Annotated in this window: 17 protein-coding genes; 6 read left to right on the top strand and 11 right to left on the bottom strand. The window is 63.7% G+C overall.

Going from position 1 to position 22865, the window contains the following annotated elements:
• Positions 1–151: 151 nt before the first annotated feature.
• Positions 152–1309, top strand: a complete 1158-nt coding sequence (locus HTUR_RS21985) for a sialidase family protein (protein WP_012945548.1) — start codon at positions 152–154, stop codon at positions 1307–1309.
• A gap of 40 nt (positions 1310–1349) precedes the next feature.
• Here HTUR_RS21985 and HTUR_RS21980 read toward each other — a convergent pair whose 3' ends face one another.
• Positions 1350–4019: a glycoside hydrolase family 2 protein gene (locus HTUR_RS21980; protein WP_012945547.1), complete on the bottom strand. Its 2670-nt coding sequence runs from the start codon at positions 4017–4019 to the stop codon at positions 1350–1352.
• 278 nt (positions 4020–4297) lie between these two features.
• On the opposite strand from HTUR_RS21980, the gene HTUR_RS21975 reads away from it, so the two are divergent.
• On the top strand, positions 4298–5401 hold the full coding sequence (locus HTUR_RS21975) for a M24 family metallopeptidase (protein WP_012945546.1): 1104 nt from the start codon (positions 4298–4300) through the stop codon (positions 5399–5401).
• A 176-nt stretch (positions 5402–5577) separates the two neighbouring features.
• On the opposite strand, the gene HTUR_RS21970 is transcribed toward HTUR_RS21975, so the two are convergent.
• The 3 genes from HTUR_RS21970 to HTUR_RS21960 are packed head-to-tail and all read right to left on the bottom strand — an operon-like array spanning position 5578 to position 8674.
• Positions 5578–6441 carry a carbohydrate ABC transporter permease gene (locus tag HTUR_RS21970; protein WP_012945545.1) on the bottom strand — a complete coding sequence of 288 codons (864 nt, stop codon included), beginning with the start codon at positions 6439–6441 and terminating at the stop codon, positions 5578–5580.
• On the bottom strand, positions 6434–7360 hold the full coding sequence (locus HTUR_RS21965) for a carbohydrate ABC transporter permease (protein WP_012945544.1): 927 nt from the start codon (positions 7358–7360) through the stop codon (positions 6434–6436). The genes HTUR_RS21970 and HTUR_RS21965 overlap by 8 nt, the downstream gene beginning before the upstream one ends.
• A 9-nt stretch (positions 7361–7369) precedes the next feature.
• Entirely contained in the window at positions 7370–8674 is a 1305-nt protein-coding gene (locus tag HTUR_RS21960; RefSeq protein ID WP_012945543.1) for a substrate-binding domain-containing protein, read from the bottom strand.
• 255 nt (positions 8675–8929) lie between these two features.
• Here HTUR_RS21960 and HTUR_RS21955 point away from each other — a divergent pair, with 255 nt between their 5' ends.
• The gene (locus HTUR_RS21955; RefSeq protein WP_012945542.1) at positions 8930–10072 is read left to right on the top strand and encodes an ABC transporter ATP-binding protein; all 1143 of its coding nucleotides are present in this window, start codon (positions 8930–8932) and stop codon (positions 10070–10072) included.
• A gap of 344 nt (positions 10073–10416) precedes the next feature.
• On the opposite strand, the gene HTUR_RS21950 is transcribed toward HTUR_RS21955, so the two are convergent.
• The 4 genes from HTUR_RS21950 to HTUR_RS21935 form a co-directional block, all read right to left on the bottom strand.
• Entirely contained in the window at positions 10417–11745 is a 1329-nt protein-coding gene (locus tag HTUR_RS21950; protein WP_012945541.1) for a sialidase family protein, read from the bottom strand.
• Positions 11746–11991: 246 nt separating this feature from the next.
• Positions 11992–12597, bottom strand: coding sequence for a DUF624 domain-containing protein (locus HTUR_RS21945; RefSeq protein ID WP_226377561.1), 606 nt, complete (start codon positions 12595–12597; stop codon positions 11992–11994).
• Between the two features lie 395 nt (positions 12598–12992).
• Complete coding sequence (gene melA / locus HTUR_RS21940; RefSeq protein ID WP_012945539.1) at positions 12993–14312, bottom strand: alpha-galactosidase; 1320 nt, start codon at positions 14310–14312, stop codon at positions 12993–12995.
• 96 nt (positions 14313–14408) lie between these two features.
• The gene (locus HTUR_RS21935) at positions 14409–15275 is read right to left on the bottom strand and encodes a fumarylacetoacetate hydrolase family protein (protein ID WP_012945538.1); all 867 of its coding nucleotides are present in this window, start codon (positions 15273–15275) and stop codon (positions 14409–14411) included.
• Between the two features lie 110 nt (positions 15276–15385).
• Here HTUR_RS21935 and xacF point away from each other — a divergent pair, with 110 nt between their 5' ends.
• Both xacF and HTUR_RS21925 read left to right on the top strand, forming a co-directional pair.
• Positions 15386–16825, top strand: coding sequence for a 2,5-dioxovalerate dehydrogenase (gene xacF, locus HTUR_RS21930; protein ID WP_012945537.1), 1440 nt, complete (start codon positions 15386–15388; stop codon positions 16823–16825).
• 410 nt (positions 16826–17235) lie between these two features.
• The gene (locus tag HTUR_RS21925; RefSeq protein ID WP_049942034.1) at positions 17236–18627 is read left to right on the top strand and encodes a GntP family permease; all 1392 of its coding nucleotides are present in this window, start codon (positions 17236–17238) and stop codon (positions 18625–18627) included.
• Between the two features lie 462 nt (positions 18628–19089).
• Here the strand turns inward: HTUR_RS21925 and HTUR_RS21920 are convergent, their stop codons facing one another.
• The 3 genes from HTUR_RS21920 to HTUR_RS21910 all read right to left on the bottom strand — a co-directional run bounded on the left by HTUR_RS21920 (position 19090) and on the right by HTUR_RS21910 (position 21843).
• The gene (locus tag HTUR_RS21920) at positions 19090–20319 is read right to left on the bottom strand and encodes a mandelate racemase/muconate lactonizing enzyme family protein (protein ID WP_012945535.1); all 1230 of its coding nucleotides are present in this window, start codon (positions 20317–20319) and stop codon (positions 19090–19092) included.
• 81 nt (positions 20320–20400) lie between these two features.
• Entirely contained in the window at positions 20401–21444 is a 1044-nt protein-coding gene (locus tag HTUR_RS21915) for a zinc-dependent alcohol dehydrogenase (protein ID WP_012945534.1), read from the bottom strand.
• A gap of 132 nt (positions 21445–21576) precedes the next feature.
• Positions 21577–21843 carry a HalOD1 output domain-containing protein gene (locus HTUR_RS21910; RefSeq protein ID WP_012945533.1) on the bottom strand — a complete coding sequence of 89 codons (267 nt, stop codon included), beginning with the start codon at positions 21841–21843 and terminating at the stop codon, positions 21577–21579.
• Between the two features lie 231 nt (positions 21844–22074).
• Here HTUR_RS21910 and HTUR_RS21905 point away from each other — a divergent pair, with 231 nt between their 5' ends.
• The gene (locus tag HTUR_RS21905) at positions 22075–22848 is read left to right on the top strand and encodes an SDR family NAD(P)-dependent oxidoreductase (protein ID WP_012945532.1); all 774 of its coding nucleotides are present in this window, start codon (positions 22075–22077) and stop codon (positions 22846–22848) included.
• The last annotated feature ends 17 nt before the right edge of the window (positions 22849–22865 follow it).

The following is a 22865-nucleotide window of genomic DNA, read 5'->3' as shown; positions in this document are numbered from 1 at the left end:
CGACCGATTCGAGTCTCGGTCGTCGTCACCGGTCGAGTCGACCACTCGAACTTATGTAACTACAGGCGAATGTGAGTGTCGTGAGAACATTGAGCGAACGGATCGAAACTGATCCGGCAGTATCGACTGCGAGCGGACGGGGGAGCGCCAGATGACGACCGACGGGAACCGAACCGGGGACGCACTCTACACGCCGCCGGCGGACGCTCCCGGTGCCGGGGCGATGTACCCTCGCGTGGTTCGGCTGGACTGCGACGACTCCGAGGGTGAGACGCTGCTCGCGACCTTCGAACAGTACGAGAGCGGAGACGACGAGTCAGAGCGGCCAGTCTTCCCGCTCTACCGCAGCGAAGACGGCGGGCGCACCTGGTCGCGGTTCTCCGAGATCCGCGACACGCAGAACGGCTGGGGGCTCCGGTATCAGCCGACCCTGTTCGAACTCCCCGAATCGATCGGCCCCTGGTCGGCGGGGACGATACTGGCCGCGGGGAACTCCATCCCGGAAGACCGGTCGCGGACGAAAATCGACGTCTACGCGAGCGAGGACGGCGGCCGGAGCTGGTCGTACGTGAGCACGGTCGCCACCGGCGGGAAAGCCGTGCCCCAGGTCGGCGCGACGCCGGTCTGGGAGCCCGAGTTCGCGATCGACGCCGACGGCGACCTCGTCTGTTACTTCGCCGACGAACGCCACCGCGAGGACGGGTACGACCAGCTCGTCGGCCACCGCGTCTCCGGCGACGGCGGCCGAACGTGGGGCGAGCAGACGTTCGACGCCGCGATACCCGACGGCGAACAGCGACCGGGCATGCCCGTCGTGACGACGCTCCCCGACGGCCGTTACGCGATGGTCTTCGAGATCGTCGGGCCGAAATACGAGGGCGGGATCTTCCTCAAGACGTCGCCCGACGGCCGCGATTGGGGAGAACCGGCCGACGTCGGCTCTCCGGTGCGGACGGCAGAGGGGTACCAGCTCACGAACGGCCCGTACGTCACGTGGACGCCCGCCGGCGGCGACGAGGGAACCGTGCTCGTCTCGGGGAAGACGCTGCGCGATTCGGACGGGACCCAGGCCCCCGGAAGCGGGCAGACGCTCCTCGCAACGACCGACCTCTCCGAGTTCGACTCGTGGGAGGCCGTGTCCGCGCCGCTCCAGTTCGAGGACGCGATTGACGTCGGTCACCAGACGGTCGGCTGGACCACGCCGCTGCTCCCCTCCCGGGACGGCGACCGACTCCTGCAGCTGACCTCGACGTCCGTCGAGGACGAACGCTGCGAGATCAGCTACGCCGCTGCGTCGCTCGAGTTCTGACGCTCGAGCGTTCGGCGTCGGAACGGAAACCGGGACGGACTCAGCCGCGTTGCTCGGACCCGAGGTCGTCGAGTAGTGCGGCGAGGGCCGCCGTCCCGACAGGCTGTGTGCCATACGCGTCCGTGATCCGGAAGGTAAACGCACCGACGCGGCCGTCGCCGACCTCGCGGACGGCGACTGCCGCCGATCGGTTCGCGATCCAGCCTTCGACGTAGCCGATCAGCACGTCCTCGGCCGAGACGTCGGCGACCACGTCGTAGGGGTAGAGCCCTTCGAGTTCCCACCCGGGGACGGTATCCACGTACTCGGCCAGCGTCTCGTCGGCACAGTAGAACAGCGACGCCACGAGGTTCCAGCTCTCCTCTTCCGGTAAACCGCGGTACTCGAAGAACTCCTCGTCCGCCATGTGCCCGCTCTCGTCGGGGACAAGCACGGCGGTTCCGCCGTCTTCGACGTACGATCGAACGGCAGCGTCGGGACGGATCACCAGCGCCACGTCGACGGTCTCGTCGAGGGACGAGGCGACCTCGAAGCCGGTCTCGGACAGTCCGTCAGCGAGCCCCTCGGCGTCGGTGTACACCGTCGTCTCGCCGTCCGCACTGGGTTCGGGAACGACGGTGATCGGTTCCCCGTTCGCTGGCGCGCTCGGCACCGAGACCGTCAACTCGTCGTCGCGGACGCCGTCGACGGACGGGACGTCGACCGTGATCGCGTTTTCGACGCGCTCGACGCCGAATCCGTCGAGTTCCACGTCGACCGTGCCCGACTCCCCGAAGACCGACCACTCGAGCGGACCCTCGACGGCGTCGGTGGTGTCGTTGCTGACGACCACGTCAGCGGTCAGCGTCCCGCCCGACGCGACGACGTGGGCGTCCGGCTCGACGCTGACGAGGATATCGCCGTTTATCCGAGCGAAATCGTCGTGGAACGCCTTCTCCTCGCGGCGGTAGTCCAGCACCCCGTTGAACTCCCACTCGATGTCGGAGAGCTCGGTGAGTACGTATCCGGCGACGTCCTCGCGGGTGCGCATTCGTTCGATGACGTCCGTAATCGAGCGGAACTCGCGACGCTGCCACGCCTCGGCCATCGCCGACCAGCCGTCGAAGACGTCCGAGAGGGCCGATTCCTCGAACCGATCGTGCACTCCCGCGGGACGCTTGATCGGGTCGTCGAAGAACTCGTAGTCGAACCACGGCGGTTCACCGCCGTAGTACTCCTCGATCGCGGGCAGATCGCACATCCCCCACGTCCCGAACTCGGAGACGATCCGGGGCGCGTCCGCCGGATCGGTCTCCGTCGCGCCGTAGTTGTCCGCCGGCGACGACGTCATCGACTCGAGGTCGTCCTCCCACGCGGCCGCGCGGTCCGGACTGACGAAGTACCGGTGGTAGTCGTTCACGTCGGTCGCCACGTGGGCCCAGCCGGAGTTATCGCAGATGAGCCGCGTGGGATCCCACTCCCGAGCCGAGTCGTAGAGATCCGCGAGGTACCGCTGTTTCGCTTCGTCCTCCCACAGCGACGTCTCGTCGTCGAGCCCCTGTGGGTTCCCGATCCCCCACTCCTCGTTGTATAGGCTCCAGACGATCACGCTGGGGCGGTTGTAGTCCCGGTCGATCATACCTCGAATCTGGTCGCGGACCTCCCGCCTCGAGCGCTCGGTGTGAACCGTCGGATTCGCGGGCTCTTCCCAGACGAGAATCCCGAGCCGGTCCGCGAGTTCCAGGAAGTCCGGGTGGGCCGGCTTGATGTGCTTGCGAAGCAGGTTGAATCCGAGCTCCTTCGCCGTGCGGATCTCGGCTTCGAACAGCTCCTCGTCAAACGGCCGGTACAGCGTCTCCGGGTAGTATCCCTGATCGAGTGCCCCCCGCACAGAGAGCGGGTCGCCGTTCAGGTACAGTCGACCGTCGCGGGACTCGACGCTCCGCATGCCGAAGTAGTCCTCGTACCGGTCGACGACCGCGCCGTCGCGCGACAGTTCCACGACGACGTCGTACAGCGTCGGCGTCTCCGGCGTCCAGTAGTCGGGGTCGTCGATGGCTACCACTGCGGTTCCCGAACCCGCGTCTACGTCGACGCTCGAACTCGCGACCGGCGCTCCGTCTCGTTCGATCGTTACGGCGGCGGTCAGATCGGTCGCGCCCCCGGGCGCTACGTCGAGATCGATCCGAACCGTGTCGTCCTCGAGGTTCGGCGTCGCACGAAGGTCGGTGATGCGACACTTCGGGACGGTCGCTACCGTCACGTTCTGCCAGATCCCGCTGACACGCTGGTACCACGGCGCGCCCTGCTTGCCGTGAGGGATCTCGCTTATGTCTTCGGGATCGGTTACCGCGACGGCGATCGCGTCCTCGCCGTCGGTCACCGCCTCGGTGATATCTACCTCGAAGGGCAGATAGCCGCCGCGGTGCTCGCCGACTCGCTCGCCGTTGACCCACACCGTCGCCTCGTAGTCGACGGCGCCGAACCGGAGGACCGTGCGATCGTCTCCGGATCGCGGGAGGACGGTTCGACGGCGGTACCACGCGGTCCCGGTGTATTCGCGGTACTCGTCGTGCTCTTGCCAGCAGTGGGGGACGTCGACGGTGCAACGGCTATCGGGCCAGGTTGCGTCCGGAGCGTACCAGTTATCGGCGCGTCCGTCGGACTCCGGGTCGGTGACGAACTCCCACGGTCCGGTCAGTGATCTCGATTCTCGGTAACTAGCTGTCATCGGTGGTCTGCGTGCGTCCTCTCGAACTGGCTGCGGGTGAGTATCCGACGTTCGGGCGGGCAATTCGCCCACCGGGTGAGTTCTGTGTCATAGTATACCATTCGAGATACTCGTTCGCACTACGGTCGTATATATTTCCTCCCTCGTATCCGTACGGAGGTGCCGCGATATCGCGATCGAATGCGGTTCGCAGTACGTCCTCGAGGCGGGCGGGGCGATGGCGGCTCGAACGGGTCGCATCCACAACGATTTATTGGACGCCCCTCGTTGCGAGGGGTATGACGGCGGTACGCGACCAGAAACTGACGCGCCTAGACGAGTACATGACCGAGCGGGAACTGACCGAACTCTGGTTTCTCAGACCGGCGAACTTCGCGTGGCTGACCGACGGCGGGAACTCGACCGTCGACCGCGCGGCCGACGTCGGCGTCGCCGCGCTCGGCTACGACGGCGACGCGGTGCGAGCGCTCACGTCCAACAACGAGGCGGAGCGGTTCCGCGAGGAGGAACTCCCGTCGGAGGTACCCATAGAGACGTTCGACTGGCACGAGTCCTCCCTCGGCGAGGCGGTGGCACGTGCGAGCGCCAACGGAGCCGGTGCGGACGTCCCGACGGTCCCGGGACTCGAGTCGATCGACGCGTCGCGACTGCGACTCCCATTCACCGAGCACGACCGGCAGGTCCTCGAGCGGGCCGGCAGAGCCACTGCCGACGCGGTCGAAACGGTCGCCCACGAGATCTCGCCGGAGGACACCGAGCGCGCCGCGGCGGGACGGCTTCGCGACGAACTCTGGGAGCGGGGCCTCGAGTCACCCGTCGTCCTCGTCGGCGGCGCCGAGCGCTCCCAGCGCCACCGTCACTTCACGCCGACGGACGAGCCGCTGGGTGACTACGCGCTGCTCACCGTCGTCGCGGTCGACCGCGGCGTCAACATCGCCGTCACGCGGACCGTCGACTTCGACGCCCCCGCGTGGCTGCGTGAGCGCCACGACGACGCGAGTCGCGTCGCGACGACGGCGATGGCGGCGACGCGAGACGCCGCGACGGCCGACGACGGCACCGCCAGCGACGTTTTCGCGGAGATCGAGCGGGCGTACGCGGCCGTCGGCTGGGAGGACGAGTGGCAGCAGCATCATCAGGGCGGGTCGATCGGGTTCGAGAGTCGGGAGTGGATCGCGACGCCGTCGGCCGATGCGACCGTCGAAACGCCCGCGCCGTACGCCTGGAACCCGACCGTCCAGGGGGCCAAGACCGAGGACACCGTCCTGCTCTCGCCGACCGACGTCGACGTGGTCACCGACACCGGCTCGTGGCCCACCGCGGAGTACGCGGACGTCGACGCCGATCTGCGACTCGAGTTACCGACGCCGCTCTCCAGATAGGCCGCGGTGCTCGCGGAGCGGATCTCGTTCTCCACCGGTCCGGCATCGCGTAACGGCGCTGCGAATCGACGTTTTGCGGATGGAACTGTCGTCGAGAAGCGCTCTGATCAGCTACGTCAGTTCGGTTCGGACGCCGCGTGAAAACGATAGTCGGCCGAAATTCGTCCGGGTACCGATTACCCGGTCGAGCCGGTCCCCTGAATCTGGACGGCGCGAACGATCTCCCCCTGGAAGAAGAGATAGACGACGAACAGCGGAAGCGACGCCAACACAGTCACGGCCATGTGGAGGCCGGGCGTCGTGATGTTCCCTTGGTAGAGGTTCACCAGTCCGATGGGGAGCGTGTACGCCGCCTCATCGGAGAGCACGATGAGCGGCCAGAGGAACGCGTTCCAGTTGTAGACGAACATGAACAGCGCGAGCGAGGCGAGGATGGGCCTGGCCAGCGGCAGGATGATGCGGTAGTAGATCTGGAACGTCGAGAACCCGTCGAGGCGTGCGGCCTCCTCGTACTCGTCGGGGATGTCCCGGAAGAACTGGTATAGGAGGAAGACGCCGAGCGGACTCGCGACCGCCGGCATGATCACTCCCCAGTAGGAGTTCACCAGGCCGAGATCGGCCACGACCGTGTACAGCGGGACGATGTTCATGTAGTACGGGACCATGAAGCTCGCGAGAATGACGCCCATGACGAGAGACTGGCCGGGCCAGTCGAGTCGCGTGAGCGAGAACGCGACCATCGAGTCGATGATGAGGATGATGAGCGTCGCCCCGCCGGCGATAACGAACGTATTGATCGTCCACTGAACGAACAGCGACTCCGTTAGGAGGTACTGGTAGTGGTCGAACGTGATTTCCGGCGGTATCCAGTACGGCTGCGGGTCCGTCAGGTATCGTCGGGGCTGGAACGACCGCGAGAGCGTGTACAGGTACGGAATCGCCATCAGGATGGCGACTCCGTACAGCACCGCGTGGGTACCCAGCGAACGGAGCGAAACGTCGTCGAATCGGCTCGTCTGTTCTGCGGTGGCGTCAGTCATTGGTTCCGATCACCTTGAAGTTGATAATCGCGATGACTACGAGGATCATGACGAGGACGTAGCCGATCGCGGCTCCGTAGCCGTACTGATGTTGGGAGAAGGCGCTACGGTAGAGGTAGTACACCAGCGTGTCCGTCGAGCCCCGCGGACCGCCCGAGGTCAACACGAACGGCTGAGCGAACACCTGGAACTGGAGAATGAACTGAATGATAACGACGAAGAGAATGGAGTTGCGCATCTGCGGGAGCGTGACGTCTTTGAACGCGCGCCACGTGCTCGCACCGTCGAGTCTGGCCGCTTCGTAGAGGCGTTCCGGAACGCCCTGTCGAGCCGCCAGAAAGATCACGAAGTTAAACCCGACCAGCCACCAGACGGTCATGAACGCGAGCGCCGGCATCGCTAAGCTCGTGGACGTCAGCCAGCCCGGCGGGTTCGACATGACGAATCCGAGGTAGTAGTTGATCAGTCCGTATCCCTCGGAGTAGACCTCGGCCCAGATGAGCGTGACGACCGCGACGGTCAGGATGTACGGGCTGAAGTAGATCGCTCGGAGGACGCGTTTGCCCTTGACGTTCTTGTTGACGCCGAGCGCCAATCCCAGCCCTATGAGGACCAGCAGCGGGACGGAAAGTACGACGAAGTAGATCGTCCCCTTCATCGCGTCCCAGAAGACGGGGTCGTTAAACAGCGCAATGTAGTTGTCGAGTCCGATGAATTCGGACTCGGAGGGGACGAACGGGTCCCAGTTGTGAAGGCTCATGTAGAAGCCCTTCAGCGCCGGCCAAACGAGGAACACCGAGAACACCGCCAGGTACGGAAGCGACCATGCGATCCCCTCGACCGTCTCTTTCCGAACGCCGAATACGGTCTGCTGGGCGCGCTCGTTTTCACCGGTCGTGAAACGATTTCGTAATCCCATAGCTGGCAGTTACTCCTCGAGGCCGTTACTGATCATCGAGACACCGTCGTTGAGTGCCTCTTGGGGACTCTCGTAGTTGTGGCCCCACATGTCGAGCAGCCACTGGTACCAACTCTCCGAGTTGGGGTCGCCGTTCGGCACCTTCGGATGGTAGAAGTACATGTCCTCTTCGGCCATCTCGAGGTATTTGCTGAGGGTTTTGTCGTAGAACGACGCGTTTTGGAACACGTCGGACTCCCTGATGTCCGCGGCGGCGGGAAGGTGACCCGCTCGCGCACCCCACTCGGGGTTCTCGGTCGTCAACCAGTGGGCGACCTTCGCCGCGATTTCGGATTTGTCGTCGCCGCGGTCCTGGCTCCGGGGTAACACGATCGTGTGACCGTCCGTCCAGACCCGATCCTGGGTCCTGTTGGGAGCGATGGTCGGCTTGAAGAATCCCCAGTCGATGTCCGACTCCTCTAGGGTGGCCACGTACCACGTCCCGTTCATCGTCATGCCCAGGTTTCCGTTCTCGAAGGCGTTCGCGCCCCAGTCCGCTTCGGTTGTCTGGGGGGACCACTCCATATCGCCGGTCATATTCCAGAACAGTTCGGAGGTGTCCTGGCCCGCCTGACCGTCGAACGTCGGATTCCAGTCGTCGTCGAAGAGCTCTCCGCCCTGTTGCTTGACGAGCGTACTCCACGTTCGCCACGAGCCGAACCCGTCGTTGTAGGGGGTCTGGCTGAACGCCCATTTATCGGTTTCTTCGGCGATCGCGTTCCCCGCGGCCTGGAACTCCTCCCAGTTCGTCGGCGGGGACTCGGGGTCGAGGCCCGCTTCCTCGAAGATCGCCTTATTGTAGTACATCCCAACCGGGTGCAGGTCCATCGGAAGCGCTCGCGTCTCTCCTTCGACCGACACGAGGTCCCAGTGATTATCGAGGTAATCGCCTTCGATTTCCCCGGTATCGATATAGTTGTCCATCGGCACGATCGTATCGTCCCACGCACGCAGATATGCTGCATGCATAACTGCCAGATCGGGTCCGCTACCGCCCGCGAGCGTAGTGTACAGGTTATTGTAGTACTGGTCCCACGGCGTTCGCTGACGGTCGATCGTCACCTCCTCGTCCACGTCGAGTGGCTGTTCCTCGTTGAACTTTTGAACGATGTCCTCCATCACGGGTCCCTCGCCACCGCTGAACAGCTCCCAGAACGCAATAGTGTAGCCGCTAGAGCCGCCACCGATACAGCCGGCGAGTGAAGCGGTGCCCGCGACACCGGCAGTCTTGATGAATCTACGACGTGATTTCGACGATATTCGGTTGTTCGTCATGCTTGTGCCTAATAGGCATGGATAGCTGCATCATGATAAATGTTCGTGATTGGGGGGCCGATTACGCCACTAACGCCTGAACTCTTCAGAAGTACGTACAGTACTCTACATCATTAGGATGCGACCGACAGTCGCGATTTCATCGAAGCAATAAAAAATTCGCCGCGCCGCCGACTGTGTCGAGTCCGGGACGGGTAGTTCGTGAAAACTGACCTATCCAAAGGGTTATTATACGTTAGAGGTAACCCATGCCACATGGGCCGTGTTAGTATTGAGGACGTGTCAAAGTTCTATGACGGGAGTAGCGATGGAGAAGGGAAAATTGTGGCCGTCGACGAGGTAAGTTTCGATATCAAGGACGGCGAGTTCCTTACCATCGTCGGACCGTCCGGGTCGGGCAAGTCGACGCTGCTACGGATGGTCGCGGGTCTCGAAGACATCAGCGAGGGACAGATCCGCATCGGCGACCGCGTCGTCAATAACATCCAACCGCAAGACCGGGGGGTCGCCATGGTGTTCCAGAACTACGCCCTGTACCCGCACATGACCGTTCGGGATAACATGGCCTACGGGCTGAAGCTGACGTCGGATCTCAGCAACGACGAAGTGCAGAAACGAGTCGAGGACGCCGCCGAAATGATGGGCATCGAAGACCAGCTCGAAAAGAAGCCCGGCAGCCTCTCCGGCGGCCAGCAACAGCGGGTTGCCACCGGTCGCGCCATCGTTCGCGACCCGGAAGTGTTCCTGATGGACGAGCCGCTATCGAATCTGGACGCGAAACTCCGCGCACACATGCGAACGGAGATTCAACGCATCCACGAGGATCTCGGAACCACGTTCATCTACGTGACGCACGACCAGGAGGAAGCGATGACGATGTCCGACCGCGTCGCCATCCTCGACCAAGGTGAAGTCCAACAGATCGGGACGCCCGACGAAGTCTACAACGAACCCGCGAACCTCTTCGTCGCCGACTTCGTCGGCAGCCCCGCGATGAATCCGTTCGACGTCCAACTCGAGGGAACGACGCTCGTCGGAGCCGACTTCCAATACGAGCTCTCCGAGGAACGCGCCGAGCGAGTTCGGGAACGAACCTCGGACGGTGAGTCTCTCGTGCTCGGAATTCGGCCCGAAGATATCTACCTCGCGGAGCCCTCCGAGCAGAACGCCATCGAGGCCTTCCTCGACGTGCTGGAGCCGGTGGGTTCGGACAACTACCTCTACCTCGACATGGAGGGCATCGACGAGTGCCGAGTTCGAGTTCCCGGCGGCGTGAAACCCGAGGAGAACGAATCGTTGACCATCTCCTTCGACGAGGACGACATCCATCTCTTCCGGAAATCCACTGGCCGGAACGTTCTGGTGGAAGAATACGAAAAACAGGAAGTCACCGCGTAACTTGGCTGCTGGCGCGGTAGTTCGGTACCGACGGAATTTGGCGGATTCTTCACCGCTCGAAACGACAGCGAGACTGCGCTGTCGTTCGATTCTACCACCGACGAGGATCCGGTATCCTGACTGCTATCGTTCGGTCCCCCCGAGCCGCTTCGAACGGAAGGTGGAACGAGGGGGATCGACGACACGGCGATGCTCGGGTGGGGACGTCGATCGACCGCGAGGAAAGACACAGCGTTCTCGAGTCACGCCGTGGACGTTGCGAAGCCGACGAATCGATGCGGGACCGCTGAGAAATGGAACGGCGTCTCGCGCCCGTCGATCGGCCGCTACCCTAGTCGGCGCGCTCAGAGCTCGTTCAACTTCAACGGACGCTCCGCATATCGAATCTCACAGAGTTCCTCGTTCATCGCGGTCGAGGTCATCTGGAGGAGGCGTTTGCCGTTCGCGGATGGCAGAATCGGTGTCGTCCACCCGACGAAAATCCGGCCGTCGAGTTCGCTCTCCGTCTCGAAGGACAGCGGCGCCTCGACTGGGGTCCAACTGCCGCTCCCGTCGAGGTTCGTGGTGGCGAGGAGAACCTCGCCGTTGCCGTCGGCCAGATTCCGGTTTCCGTCGACCAACTGCTTTCCGGAAACGAGGATCGTCCCGTTGGGCCCGCCTCTCGGCGTCCACGTGATGGACGGACCGTTGATGAAGCGCCGCCCGTCGTCGGTGACGACCTGTTGCCCGAGGTCCGTCGGGTCGCCCCAGTCACGGCCGTCGGGTGACGTCTTGACTCTCACTTCGCCGTTCACGTTGTCGGAACCGACGAGCTCGTACACGGCCATATAGGTGCCGTTCGGTAGTTCGACGACGCCCGGCATGCCGGGCCGGTCGGTTCCGTTTGGAACCGCGGCCACGAACTCCTCCTCGCCCCACGTCTGACCGCCGTCGCTCGACGCCTTGAGGCCGACGAGCTGGTTGTACTCGTCGTCGTCCGCCTGCCGTTCGTCGGCGAAGTAACAGACGAGATTTCCGTCCGCGTCCAGGTGCAGTTCGGGCTCCCAGACGGGGCTGTTACCCGCGTGGGGGTACGCTGGGCCGCCGGTCACGACGGTGCTGACGTACTCCCACGACTCGCCGTGGTCGGTACTCGCGTACAGGTCGATACTCGTATCGCCGAGCTCGCCGATTTCACCGTCCGCGACGTCCTCGGGGTCGTCGAGGATCGGAATCGCGTTCCCAGCAGCGAGGACCGTCCCGGCCGGCCACGGCCCGGTTTCCTCCGGGAGTTCGTACAGCGTCGGCTGATAGCGCAATCCCCAGTCCTTGCCGCTCTGATCATGGATTTCCGAGAACTTCGACCACGTCTGGCCGCCGTTCGTGCTCCGATAGATCGGGAAGTACGGCTCCGAACCGCCGCTCATCGACGGATAGTACTCGAACGTCGCGAGCAGCGTCTCGTTGCCGCCCGAACTGGACTCGAGGCGTTCGACGCGCGGATACATCGCACCCGGCGCCGGCGCCCCCTCTGGCGGGGAGTAAAGCGTCTCTCCGCGATGCTTGTTACCTGAACTCGAGTTACCGTTCGGTAGCTGCATACAGCCGGCCATACCGAAACCGGCAGCCCCGAGGAACCCCATCGATTGCAGGTGCTCTCTCCGTGTGCAGTCGCTAGTCTTTGGGTCCTTCATGGATCCGTCACCACAATATCACTATCAATATTTGCATACAATAGTCTTTCCCCGAGGTGAAACGAAACGACTCGGTCGTCGGTTCGCCACGCGACCGAATCGCGGTGTCGATCGGACGGACCGAGACCGGAGCCGAGTCGATACGGGTCGATCGCGCTTATCGCTCCGAAGTACCACGTGACGCACCGCGTAACGCAGCGGAGCCACCCCGGTCGGGAGCGATGTTTATGAATAGCTATCCGAATGTTATCCCTCACGTTCGGCGACGACGGCAACGTGGAAGGTGAACAAGAGGAACGGGAACGCCAGACACACGGTAACCGTGAGAACGGCGCAGAGGACGAACAGTCCGATGCTGACGAAGCCGAGGAGGACGGTGTCGAACGGATGCGTGGCGGTCCAGGAGTAGCCGCCCGTAACCGCGTCGTATACCGCGTTGCCTTCCGCTAAGCGGACGAACGCCACGACGAGCACGGCGCTGAGGTGGGCGGTCAGGTAGCACGCGACGACCGCGAGGGTGCCCGACTGCACGGCTCCCGTCAGAACGTAGTTGGTGGCGTAGCCGACGGTGACGGCGGCGAAGGCGACGAACACGCCGCTGAGGAGCACCGAATTGTGCCAGTGCTGTGAGAGCGTGGAGACGACCGCCTCGCGGTCGATCTCTCCCTCTTCGCGGAGCGTCAGCACGGCCTTGTAGGCGGCGAGCGTCGCCGGCCCGATGGTGATGAGCGGAAGCGATGCGATGACCCAGAGGAGGCTAACGAGGACCATCGTACCGCTGTGATTGTACGCGGATTTGAACGCCACCCCGAGCCCGTGGTGGACCGAACGGATGTCGTCTGACGTATTCATTGTCGCACCCGTAACGCGCATCGTCGCGTCGTTACCCAACAAATCGGATCAATCGTCCCGTCGCCTGCGACGCGAGCCGTTGACTGGCCGCTCAGCCGGCGGTTACTCGACTGCCGTCGGTCGCTCCAGTGGCTCGACCGATTCGCCGTCCCGTCGAACCCTCGTCGAGCGTGCATTTTGTACTAGACTCGGGTTGGCCGTAATGAGTGTTACCGTCCCGTCGGCAGCCACTCGGTCGTGCAGTGCGAATTGCTCCCGTGATCTACTGGCGGCTCAATTTCGCGGTGAACGCTCCGGAGCAGACCATCACGTCGAGTCAGCGCTCGCTATCGCCATCGCAACGAGTCCGCGTTTTGCGGAGAACAGTGGTCGAGAAGCGATGTCGTTCGGGAGCGTCAGTCCAGTTCGGGCAGATACTCGGCGTTCACGGCCAGCAGGTCGTCGACCATCTCGTCAATCGTCTCGAGATCGAGTTCGGCCGCGGTGAGCGGATCGAGTTTCACCGCCTGGCGAAGCGCGGTTTCGTCTTGCTCGAGTATCGCGGTCACCGCGCGTTCCTGAACGCCGATATTCGTCCGGTTCAGCGCCGCGAGCTGGGACGGCAGGTCACCGACGGAACAGGGGTGAATCCCCCGTCCGTCGATCAGACACGGCACCTCGACGCACGAGTCGTCCGGAAGGTTCGAAATCGCGCCGGTGTCGTTCCGAACGTTGAGATTCATGCGCCGCACCTCGTCCGTCTCGATCGAGTGGACGATCCGAGAGCCGTACTCGGGAGAGCGCTCGAGCGAGACGTCGTCCTCGGTGATCTCGACCTCGCCCTCGAGATCCGGCTGGTAGGAGCGCCAGTGTTCGAGATACCGTCCCGTCGGCATCCACTCGATCGTGTAGTGGCCAAAGTCTTCCTCGGGGGTCAGGTCGTCGATGACGTCCTGGTCCGTCCGGAAGTACGGGAGGTACTCGCTCAGGTGGTGGCTCGATTCCGTGATGAACGCCCCGAAGTGGTCCATCACGTCGAACCGGACCGGATCCTGCGCGTAGACGTCGGGATCGTCCGCGGCGTCGCGCAGGGCCGGGTAACAGTCCTGACCGTCGTGTTCTAGCTCGAGGTACCACGCCATGTGGTTGATGCCGGCGACCCAGTGCTGGAGCTCTTCGCTGGGGACGTCGAGATACCGGCCGATGGCCGCGGTCGTGTGCTGGACGCTGTGACAGAGTCCCACCACGTCGATATCGGTCGCCTCGTCGACCGCCCAACAGAGGATCGCCATCGGGTTCGTGTAGTTCAACAGGAGCGCGTCGGGACACAGTTCCTCCATATCGCGGGCGATATCGAGCACCGTCGGGGCGGTTCGCAGCGCCCGGAAGACGCCGCCGGGACCGAGCGTGTCGCCGACAGCCTGCTTGACCCCGTACTCCTCGGGAATTCGGATCTCGTTCTCGAACGGCGCTTCGCCGCCGACGTTGATCATGTTGAAGACGTAGTCAGTGCCCTCGAGGGCCTCGCGCCTATCGGTCGTCGCGCGGATCTCCCCCGGGAGATCGTGGGAATCGACGATGGCCTCGCCGATCTCGGCGGCCCGATCCAACCGCTGCGGATCGATATCCATCAGCGTGATCGTGCTGTCTCGCAGGCGCTCGAACGAAAAGATATCCGTCATCAGGTTCTTCGCGAACACGACACTCCCGGCTCCGATGAAAGTGATGTCTGCCATTGGTTAAAACGACGTTCGCTATCGCTTATACGCGTGGGCTCTTCCGCAGCGGTCGAATTCCGTGAATTCGTCTCGCTGACGGTTCCTCACGACGGCTCATACTTCAACGACTGTGTTCACGAGTTCGCCGATCTGGTCGATCTCGATGCGCACCTCGTCGTCCGGACGGAGCGTGAACCCGTCGTCCGGGACGAGCGACGTTCCGGTGAGGAGAACGCCGTTCTGCGGGACGGAGTTGTGATCGCACCAGTACTCGACGAGTTCCTCGCAGGAGCGGTCCATCTCGCCGGTCGAGGTTTCGCCCTCGTAGAGCGTCTCCCCGTCGCGGCTGATCTCCATCGTCATCGTCAGCTCGTGGGGGTCGCCGACGCTTTCGGCCGACGCGACGCAGGGGCCGATCGAACAGCACTTGTCGTATACCTTCGCCTGCGGGAGGTAGAGCGGGTTCTCGCCCTCGATCGAGCGGCTGCTCATGTCATTGCCGATCGTGTAGCCGACGATCTCGCCGTCGTAGAGGACGATCCCCAGCTCCGGTTCGGGGACGTCCCAGGCCGAGTCCGCGCGGATGCCGACCGGTTCGTCGGGCCCGACGGTTCGACTCGGCGTCGCCTTGAAGAAGATCTCCGGCCGCTCGGCCTCGTAGACCTGCACGTACATCTCCGGCATGCCGCTTTCGGCCTCGCGGGCTTCCTCGCTGATCTCGTAGGTGACGCCGGCCGCCCAGACCTCGTCGGGGACGATCGGCAGCGCGCTGTCGTCTAAGGCCTCGCGGTCGACCGTCGGCGCGGTTTCTACGAGCGTTTCCGCGAGCTCGTCGACGTCCGTATCGGCGACGTTCGCCGCCGCGGCGAGTTCAGTAAATTCGTCGAGACGAGGTTTAACCGCCGTCAGATCGTAGGCAGCGTCTCCATCGTCGGCAATCAGTCTATACCCGTCTCCATCGGGAAGGCGATGATACCGCATGAGCAGTCAAAGTTGCTTCTTGGTAATAAAACTCCCGTCCGTGGCAGATGTCGGGACGGCTCTCGTCGAATCACAAAACGTTATCAGACCATAGTCCGAACTACAGGTGTATGCCTGACGACCGCCTGAATTACGTCAACGGCGAGTGGACCGAATCACACACCGGCGAAACGTTCGAAACGACCGATCCGGCGAGCCCGGAGGAAGTCGTCGCGACCTATCCCCAGTCCGATGCCGAGGACACGGAACAGGCCATCGAGGCCGCCGACGCGGCGAGCGACGACTGGGGAACGACCCCCGGCCCCGAGCGCGGCCGCATCCTCACCGAGACCGGCTCGCTGCTCGCCCAGCGCAAGGACGACCTCACCGAACTGCTCGTCCGCGAGGAGGGCAAGACCTGGAGCGAGGCCGCCGGCGAGGTACAGCGCGCGATCGACATCTTCCACTACTACGGCGCCAAGGCCAGCGATCTCGGCGGCACGGTCAAAAGCTCCAGCGCCCGCAACACGAACCTCTACACGAAGAACGAACCGCTCGGCGTCGCCGGTCTGATCACGCCGTGGAACTACCCCATCGCCATCCCGGCCTGGAAGATCGCGCCCGCGCTGGCCGCGGGTAACACCATCGTCATCAAGCCGGCGACGCTGGCGCCCGGCGTCGTCCACGAGATGGCGTCCGCCCTCGAGGAGGCCGGCCTCCCCGACGGCGTCATCAACGTCGTCACCGGTCCCGGGAGCACGGTCGGGGACGCGATCGCCGGCCACTCCGCGGTCGACGCCGTCTCCTTCACCGGCAGCACGCAGGTCGGGAACGCGGTCTACGACACCGCGACCGAGGACGGCAAGCGCGTCCAGCTGGAGATGGGTGGCAAGAACCCCACCCTCGTCACCGACAGCGCGGACGTCGAGGAAGCGGCCGACATCGTCTCTGCGGGCGCGTTCGGCGTCACCGGGCAAGCATGTACGGCCGCGTCTCGCGCGATCGTTCACGAGGACGTCTACGACGAGTTCGTCGAGGCGATCGTCGAGCGAGCCGAGGCCATCGACCACGGCCACGGGCTGGACGACCCCGGTATGGGCCCCCACGTCAGCGAGTCCGAACTCGAGAGCACCCTCGAGTACGTCGACATCGCCGAAGACGAGGGCGCGACCCTCGAGTGCGGCGGGAACGAACTCGACCGCGAGGGCTACTTCGTCGAGCCCGCCGTCTTCTCCGACGTGGACAACGACATGCGCCTCGCACAGGAGGAGGTCTTCGGGCCGGTCCTCGCAGTGATCCCCGTGAGCGACTTCGACGAGGGCGTCGAGGTCGCCAACGACGTCGACTTCGGCCTCTCGGCCAGCGTCGTCACGGACGACCACACCGAGGCGAACCGCTTCGTCGAGGAGGTCGAAGCGGGCGTCGTCAAGATCAACGAGAAGACCACCGGTCTCGAACTGCACGTCCCCTTCGGCGGCATGAAGGACTCCTCGAGCGAGACCTACCGCGAGCAGGGCGACGCCGGACTGGACTTCTACCAGATCAGCAAGACGGTCTACGACAACTACTGACGGGCTGACGAGGCGCAACGCCGCGTCATCCGCGTGGATCGATGTATTGGCGGTCGAACGATTCAACTTGCGACCGACGTCGGCTGCGAACGGGTTCGACGTGCGGTACCGATTTTTTCTTCGAATCAGTGCCGTAGCACCGACTGAACCGCATTTCGCCGATCGAACGGTGACGCTGCGAGGGCTGCATACTGACCGCCAATCGCGACGACGGATCGTTCTACCGCCTCCTCGAGTCCACTGCTATCGTAGCCACTCGGAGATGATCCCGCGTGATCGACCACGACCGCCGTGAGTGCACTCGTCCGTCGCTCTATTATCGGAAATTCGCTCACGTTCGCTGATAATGTCACAGCGAATTGAATCTGAAACACACAAAAAGATAAAGAAGGATGATGAGTGACCGTATTATGATGGTAAACAATACGGTATTACAGCTCGGTGGCCACGAACCACTGGTCGCAGTTATCGTAGGAATCGTTGCGATCCTCCTGCTACTGGTCGTCCTCGACCTCCCGGCGTTTGTTTCGCTTGTCGTCGCCGGGTTTACGGTCGGCATCGTCGCGCCGGCGATCGCGTTCGCCGACGTGCCCGGAGAGTTCGCGACGGCGTTCGGTAACAACATGGCCGGCATCGGTATTCCCATCCTGATGGCGGCGATCATCGGCAAAGCGATGGTCGAAAGCGGCGCCGCCAATCGGATCGTTCGGTCGTTCACGAGCGTCTTCGGCGAAGATAACACGGAAATTTCGCTGTTCGGCAGCAGTTTCATCATGTCCATTCCCGTGTTCTTCGACAACGTCTTCTACCTGCTCGCGCCGTTAGCGCGGTCCGCTCGCGCACGTAAGGGGAAGAACTACGCGCTGTACATCGTCGCCATGGGCGCCGCCGGCGTGGTCACGCACGGCTTCGTTCCGCCGACCCCCGGCCCGCTGCTCGCCGTCGACGAGGTGGGCGCCAACCTAGGAAGCACTATTGCGATCGGCGTCCTCGTCGGTTTTCCGACTGCGCTCATCTCGGGACTGGGCTACGGGTACTGGATCAACAAGCGAATTGAGATCCCGCTCCGAGACACGATGGGGACGACGGTCGAAGAACTCGAGGAGCAAAACGAGGTCGAAACGAGTCAGCTCCCCGGATTGTTCGAGTCGCTCCTCCCGATTCTGCTCGCCGTCCTCCTCGTGACTGCGGACACGACCACGCAGACGCTCCTCGGGGAAGATGCGTCGGTGGGCGACGTCACGGGCTTCTTCGGCGACCCGAACCTCGCGCTCACGGTGGCCGCACTCGCGGCGGCGTTCACGTACTACCGGATGAGCAATCTCGACAGCGATACGTTCTCCGACGAGCTCACGGACGCGCTCAAGAGCGGCGGTAACATCGCCGCCATCACCGCCGCCGGTGGCGCATTCGGTGCGATGCTCCAGGCGGCCGGCGCCGGCGAGTACATCGCGAACGGGCTGGAAGGGATCGGTCTCGGACTGCTCGTGACGGCGTGGGTGATCGCCGCGGGCGTCCGTCTCGTTCAGGGGTCGGCGACGGTCGCGATCGTTACGACCGCCGGCATCATGGGGCCGCTAGCGAGCGGACTCGACGTTAACACCGCGTACCTCGTCATGTCCATCGGTGCCGGGGCGTCGTTCTGTTCGTGGTACAACGACAGCGGCTTCTGGATCGTCAAGGAAATCGGCGGCCTCACGCAAGCTGAGACGCTGAAGACGTGGACCGTCGCGACTACCCTCATCGGGATCGTCGGCCTGCTGAGCACGCTCATGTTCTCGACGATCCTTCCGCTGGCGTAAGCGCCGACTCGTTTTCGCCGTTTTTTACCGTACCGTCGTTGCCGAACGCGTGATCAGCGTAATCAGCCGATCGCGTACCGGACTCGACACAGCGTAGCGCGCTCGAGGCAGTCGCTAGCGAACGAGCAAGTGCTATCGTAGTCACTGAAACGAGTTACATGCTGTATAGAAGACGTCTGCGAAGCGCCGGAAAACGTCAGAGGTCGCGGAAAAGCCGCCGTCGGCGGGGAGTCGTCGATTCTCGACTACCACCTCGATTCGTCCCGTTCCCGCGTTCTCTCGGCCCACCGGATCGAAGCGTTGCGGACACGATGTTGCTATGGGACAGCGTGAACAACGCTCGGAGAGTTCGACGGCGGCTCGTACCGCGTCAGCCGACCGCTGAGTAGGGCTCAGCGAGCCCGACGAAGCTCACGCTTCGTCGAACAACGCAAATCAGAGATTTGCGAGCTTGACGTCAGCTTATGCCTCGTCAAACATCTCGGCGCCGTCAGCCAGATGCTCCTCAACGGCGTCGAGGTCGAGCGTGAGGCCGAGGCCCGGCTTCTCCGGCACTTCGGCGTAGCCGTTCTCGATGATGTCCTCCTCGACGAGATCCGACCACCAGCCGAGTTCGTAGGAGTGGTATTCGACGGCCAGCGAGTTCGGGATCGCCGCGCCGACGTGGATGCTCGCCATCGTCCCGATCGGCGAGGAGACGTTGTGCATCGCGACCGGCACGTAGTACATGTCCGCGAGGTCGGCGATCTTCCTCGTCTGGCGCATGCCGCCGACGCGGGGGACGTCAGGCGCGACAATGTCGACGGCCTGGTTCTCGAGCAGGCGACGGTTGCCGTGGTTGCGGTAGACGTTCTCGCCGACCGTGATCGGCGTCGAGGTCCGCTTGGTGACCTCCTCCTGGACGTCGTGGTTCTCCGGCGGGATCGGGTCTTCGAGCCACCAGACGTCGTACTCCTCTAAGCGCTCGGCGAGGCGGTGTGCGCTGCCGGCGCTGAACGACCAGTGGCAGTCGAAGGCGACGTCGGCGCGGTCGCCGACGCGCTCGGTGACCTTCTCGACGATCTCGGCTTTGTGTTCGATCTCCGGGTTCCGAAGGTGACGGTTCGCGCGGTCCTTCTCGTGGCCCGAGGGAACGTCGAGGTCGAACTTCAGGGAGTCGTACCCCAGGTCCTCGACGACGCGTTCGGCCTCGTCGGCGCAGGCGTCGGGGTCGGCTTCCTCCTCGGTGTGGCAGTCACAGTACATCCGCATCTCGTCGCGGTACTTGCCACCGAGCAGCTGGTAGGCCGGCACCTCGAGGATCTTGCCGGCGACGTCGTGGAGCGCGAGCTCGATGCCGGAGATCGCGGAGATCGCCTTGCCGGAGATCGATCCCTCGCCGGAGAGCTTCTGAACGAGGTGCTCGTAGAGACGGTCGATGTCGAGCGGGTTCTCGCCCTCGAGGAACGGCGCCATACGCTCGATGATCTCTCGCTCGCCTGCGCCCCAGTAGGATTCACCGTTGCCGACGAGTCCAGCGTCGGTGTAGACGCGGACCAGCGTCCACGGGTAGTTGCCGTCGACGATGGTCGTCTGAACGTCCGTAATCTCGACGTCGCGCGGCCCGCGGGAGTTGGAAATCTCCATCGTCTCCGCGGAGAGGTCTCGCATCGTATACTCTGCGTTTGGATCGGATAGCTGTCTGTAATCCATCTACAGTGGTAGATTACAACAGGCACTACTAAAACTTCCGTCTCAGACGATCGCGTCCGACGAGAAAAATCGCGGTGGTACTCAGTCGCGCAGTACCGAGACGTCGAAGACGGGCTTGCAGGTGCCGCCGCCGACGAACGTCTCGAAGGCCTCGTCGGCGTCCAACAGCGAGAACCGATCGTCGATGAACGTCTCGGCGTCGACGTCGCCCGTGTCGATCAGGCGCAACGCGTTCTCGAAGTCCTCGTACTTCGACGCGTAGGAACACTGCAGGTCGATCTCCGAGCGGACGAGCGGTGAGTAGGGCATCGTCGTCTCGCCGGTCTGTCCGATGAGGACGATCTGGCCGCCCTTCCGGACCTCGTCGACGGCCGACGGCAGCCCCGACGGGTGGCCCGTTGTGTCGAAGACGACGTCGTAGCCAACGCCGTCGGTCAGTTCGTCGCGGACGGCGTCGAGATCGTCGTCAGCGATATTGAGCGTCTCGAACCCGAGTTCCTCAGCGAGGGGAAGACGGTACTCGGCGTCCTGACCGACGCCGCTGACGACGACCTCGCCGCCCTGTGCGCGGGCGACCTGGGCGGTGAGGAGCCCGATCGGGCCGGGTCCCTCGACGAGGACCCGCGTACCGGCGCGCACGCGGGAGTTCTGGATGACGGCGCGGGTAGCGATGCTGGTCGGTTCGACCATCGCCGCGTGTTGCTGTTCGACGCTGTCGGGGACGGGGTGGAGCGCATCCTCGGGGACGGCGATATAGGGCTCGTAGGCGCCGTCGTGGTCTACGCCCGTGATGACCGCGTCCTGGCAGACGTTCGATTCGCCGATCTCGCACTGGTAGCAGTCGCCACAGCCGCGGATCGGCCGCTCGACGACCCGGTCGCCGACCGCGAACTTCGTCACGGCGTCGCCGACCTCGACGACACGACCCGAGTACTCGTGGCCGATGACCGTCGGCAGTTCCATCCGCTCGAACGCCGATTCGAACTCGTAAATACCCGCATCGCTGCCACAGAGTCCCGCGTAATCGACTTCGATCAGCGCCTCGTCCGGTTCCGGCTCCGGACGGTCACGCTCGATGAGTTCCATGGCTCCCTGGCTGCGACTGGTCTTGGCTAATCCACGCATGGTACCGCATCGTTCGCCCGCAGTTATAATTCTGTGGGGTTTGCCGACAGCCCTATTCGGAAACCGTGACGAGTTCGGCTGGGAGCGGGGTGTACTACCGATGGCTAGCAGCCACTACAACCTCGACCGGTACTAACAGCCATCCCGTTCGATGCGGACGGCTCCAGCTCCGGAGACACTGATTTGACAGCCCGAATATGTGAATTGGACCTTCAGCGACGACTCGTCCGTCGCGGCCGAATCGATAACGGCGTCGAGTGCCTCCGGATCGATCGTCTCGTATAAGGGCGGTAACTCAGTCACCGTTTGATCCGTGACTGCCGCAACGCGCTGGACGAGTTTCGTCGACACAGCCGTCTCTATCGATCGGGATGTATTGCTCATGCGTTGCTCGAGCATGACGGTAGCGGAACGGAAAAGTATTTTTGAGAAAAATGTGGAGAGTCCATTCCGTTCCAGTCGGACATTGCCTATCTGAACACTCCCTCGCCGGTGCCCCAGATACGGATCACTGACGGATGTGATCGACAGCCCTCGTCGATTGCGATTGGGCGTCCCATTTCTGCGGTCGGCCGTTCGGCCCCGCTCGAGAGGGTAAACGTAATGAGGGCGCACGGTCTCGCTTGCCGTATGGTCGACTACCAACACAGCCCAGTGACCGTCAGTGGCAAACGAGCCGTCGTCATCGGCGGGACGAGCGGAATCGGACAGGCGATCGCCCTCGGCTTCGCCGAGGAGGGCGCCGACGTCATCGCGACGAGTCGCGGCGAGGAGAAAGTCGAGGAAACCGCGGCGGAGATCGAAGACCGCGGCGTCGAGACGGCGCGGGTCACCTGCGACGTCACCGACACTGACTCGCTCGAGGCCGTCCGCGAGACGGCCGTCGACGAACTCGGCGGCGTCGACATCGTCGTCGCGTCGCAGGGAGCGATCTCCCGAGAGTCGGTTCGGGACATCTCCGACGAGGACTGGGACTTCGTCACCGACGTCGCGCTGGACGGCGTCCGTCGGGTGACCCAGGCCTTCGCGCCGGCGATGGAGGAGGGCGGATCGATCATCAACATCTCCTCGCTGACGGCGCGACTCTCGATGGCGAACCTGCCGGCGTACACCGCCGCCAAGGGCGGCGTCGAAGCCTTCACGCGCGCGTCCGCGAAGGAACTCGCACCAGATATCAGAGTCAACGCGATCGCGCCGGGATTCGTCATCACGCCCCAGAACGCGGACACGTACGCCGAAGGAACCGAGAAGCGCGAGCGCATCGACGAGCGGACCCCGCTCGGACGGGTCGCCGAGCGCGAGGAGATCGTCGGCGCGGCAATCTACCTCGGCAGCGACGCCAGTTCGTTCGTGACCGGCGAGATCGTCACGATCGACGGCGGCTTCGCCGACAGCGCGTTCTGACCGCCAGCGCGACCGCT

This window comes from Haloterrigena turkmenica DSM 5511 (assembly GCF_000025325.1).
In the GTDB taxonomy this organism is placed as follows: domain Archaea; phylum Halobacteriota; class Halobacteria; order Halobacteriales; family Natrialbaceae; genus Haloterrigena; species Haloterrigena turkmenica.
The sequence above is the reverse complement of the archived record's forward strand: the minus strand, read 5'-3'. Positions and strand labels throughout refer to the sequence as shown.

What these genes read in the sequence shown, in the direction of transcription:
- HTUR_RS21985 (WP_012945548.1), top strand. Translation starts at nt 152, where the DNA reads ATGACGACCGACGGGAACCGAACCGGGGACGCACTCTACACGCCGCCG.
- HTUR_RS21980 (WP_012945547.1), bottom strand. Translation starts at nt 4,019, where the DNA reads ATGACAGCTAGTTACCGAGAATCGAGATCACTGACCGGACCGTGGGAG.
- HTUR_RS21975 (WP_012945546.1), top strand. Translation starts at nt 4,298, where the DNA reads ATGACGGCGGTACGCGACCAGAAACTGACGCGCCTAGACGAGTACATG.
- HTUR_RS21970 (WP_012945545.1), bottom strand. Translation starts at nt 6,441, where the DNA reads ATGACTGACGCCACCGCAGAACAGACGAGCCGATTCGACGACGTTTCG.
- HTUR_RS21965 (WP_012945544.1), bottom strand. Translation starts at nt 7,360, where the DNA reads ATGGGATTACGAAATCGTTTCACGACCGGTGAAAACGAGCGCGCCCAG.
- HTUR_RS21960 (WP_012945543.1), bottom strand. Translation starts at nt 8,674, where the DNA reads ATGACGAACAACCGAATATCGTCGAAATCACGTCGTAGATTCATCAAG.
- HTUR_RS21955 (WP_012945542.1), top strand. Translation starts at nt 8,930, where the DNA reads ATGGGCCGTGTTAGTATTGAGGACGTGTCAAAGTTCTATGACGGGAGT.
- HTUR_RS21950 (WP_012945541.1), bottom strand. Translation starts at nt 11,745, where the DNA reads ATGAAGGACCCAAAGACTAGCGACTGCACACGGAGAGAGCACCTGCAA.
- HTUR_RS21945 (WP_226377561.1), bottom strand. Translation starts at nt 12,597, where the DNA reads ATGAATACGTCAGACGACATCCGTTCGGTCCACCACGGGCTCGGGGTG.
- melA (WP_012945539.1), bottom strand. Translation starts at nt 14,312, where the DNA reads ATGGCAGACATCACTTTCATCGGAGCCGGGAGTGTCGTGTTCGCGAAG.
- HTUR_RS21935 (WP_012945538.1), bottom strand. Translation starts at nt 15,275, where the DNA reads ATGCGGTATCATCGCCTTCCCGATGGAGACGGGTATAGACTGATTGCC.
- xacF (WP_012945537.1), top strand. Translation starts at nt 15,386, where the DNA reads ATGCCTGACGACCGCCTGAATTACGTCAACGGCGAGTGGACCGAATCA.
- HTUR_RS21925 (WP_049942034.1), top strand. Translation starts at nt 17,236, where the DNA reads ATGATGGTAAACAATACGGTATTACAGCTCGGTGGCCACGAACCACTG.
- HTUR_RS21920 (WP_012945535.1), bottom strand. Translation starts at nt 20,319, where the DNA reads ATGGATTACAGACAGCTATCCGATCCAAACGCAGAGTATACGATGCGA.
- HTUR_RS21915 (WP_012945534.1), bottom strand. Translation starts at nt 21,444, where the DNA reads ATGCGTGGATTAGCCAAGACCAGTCGCAGCCAGGGAGCCATGGAACTC.
- HTUR_RS21910 (WP_012945533.1), bottom strand. Translation starts at nt 21,843, where the DNA reads ATGCTCGAGCAACGCATGAGCAATACATCCCGATCGATAGAGACGGCT.
- HTUR_RS21905 (WP_012945532.1), top strand. Translation starts at nt 22,075, where the DNA reads ATGGTCGACTACCAACACAGCCCAGTGACCGTCAGTGGCAAACGAGCC.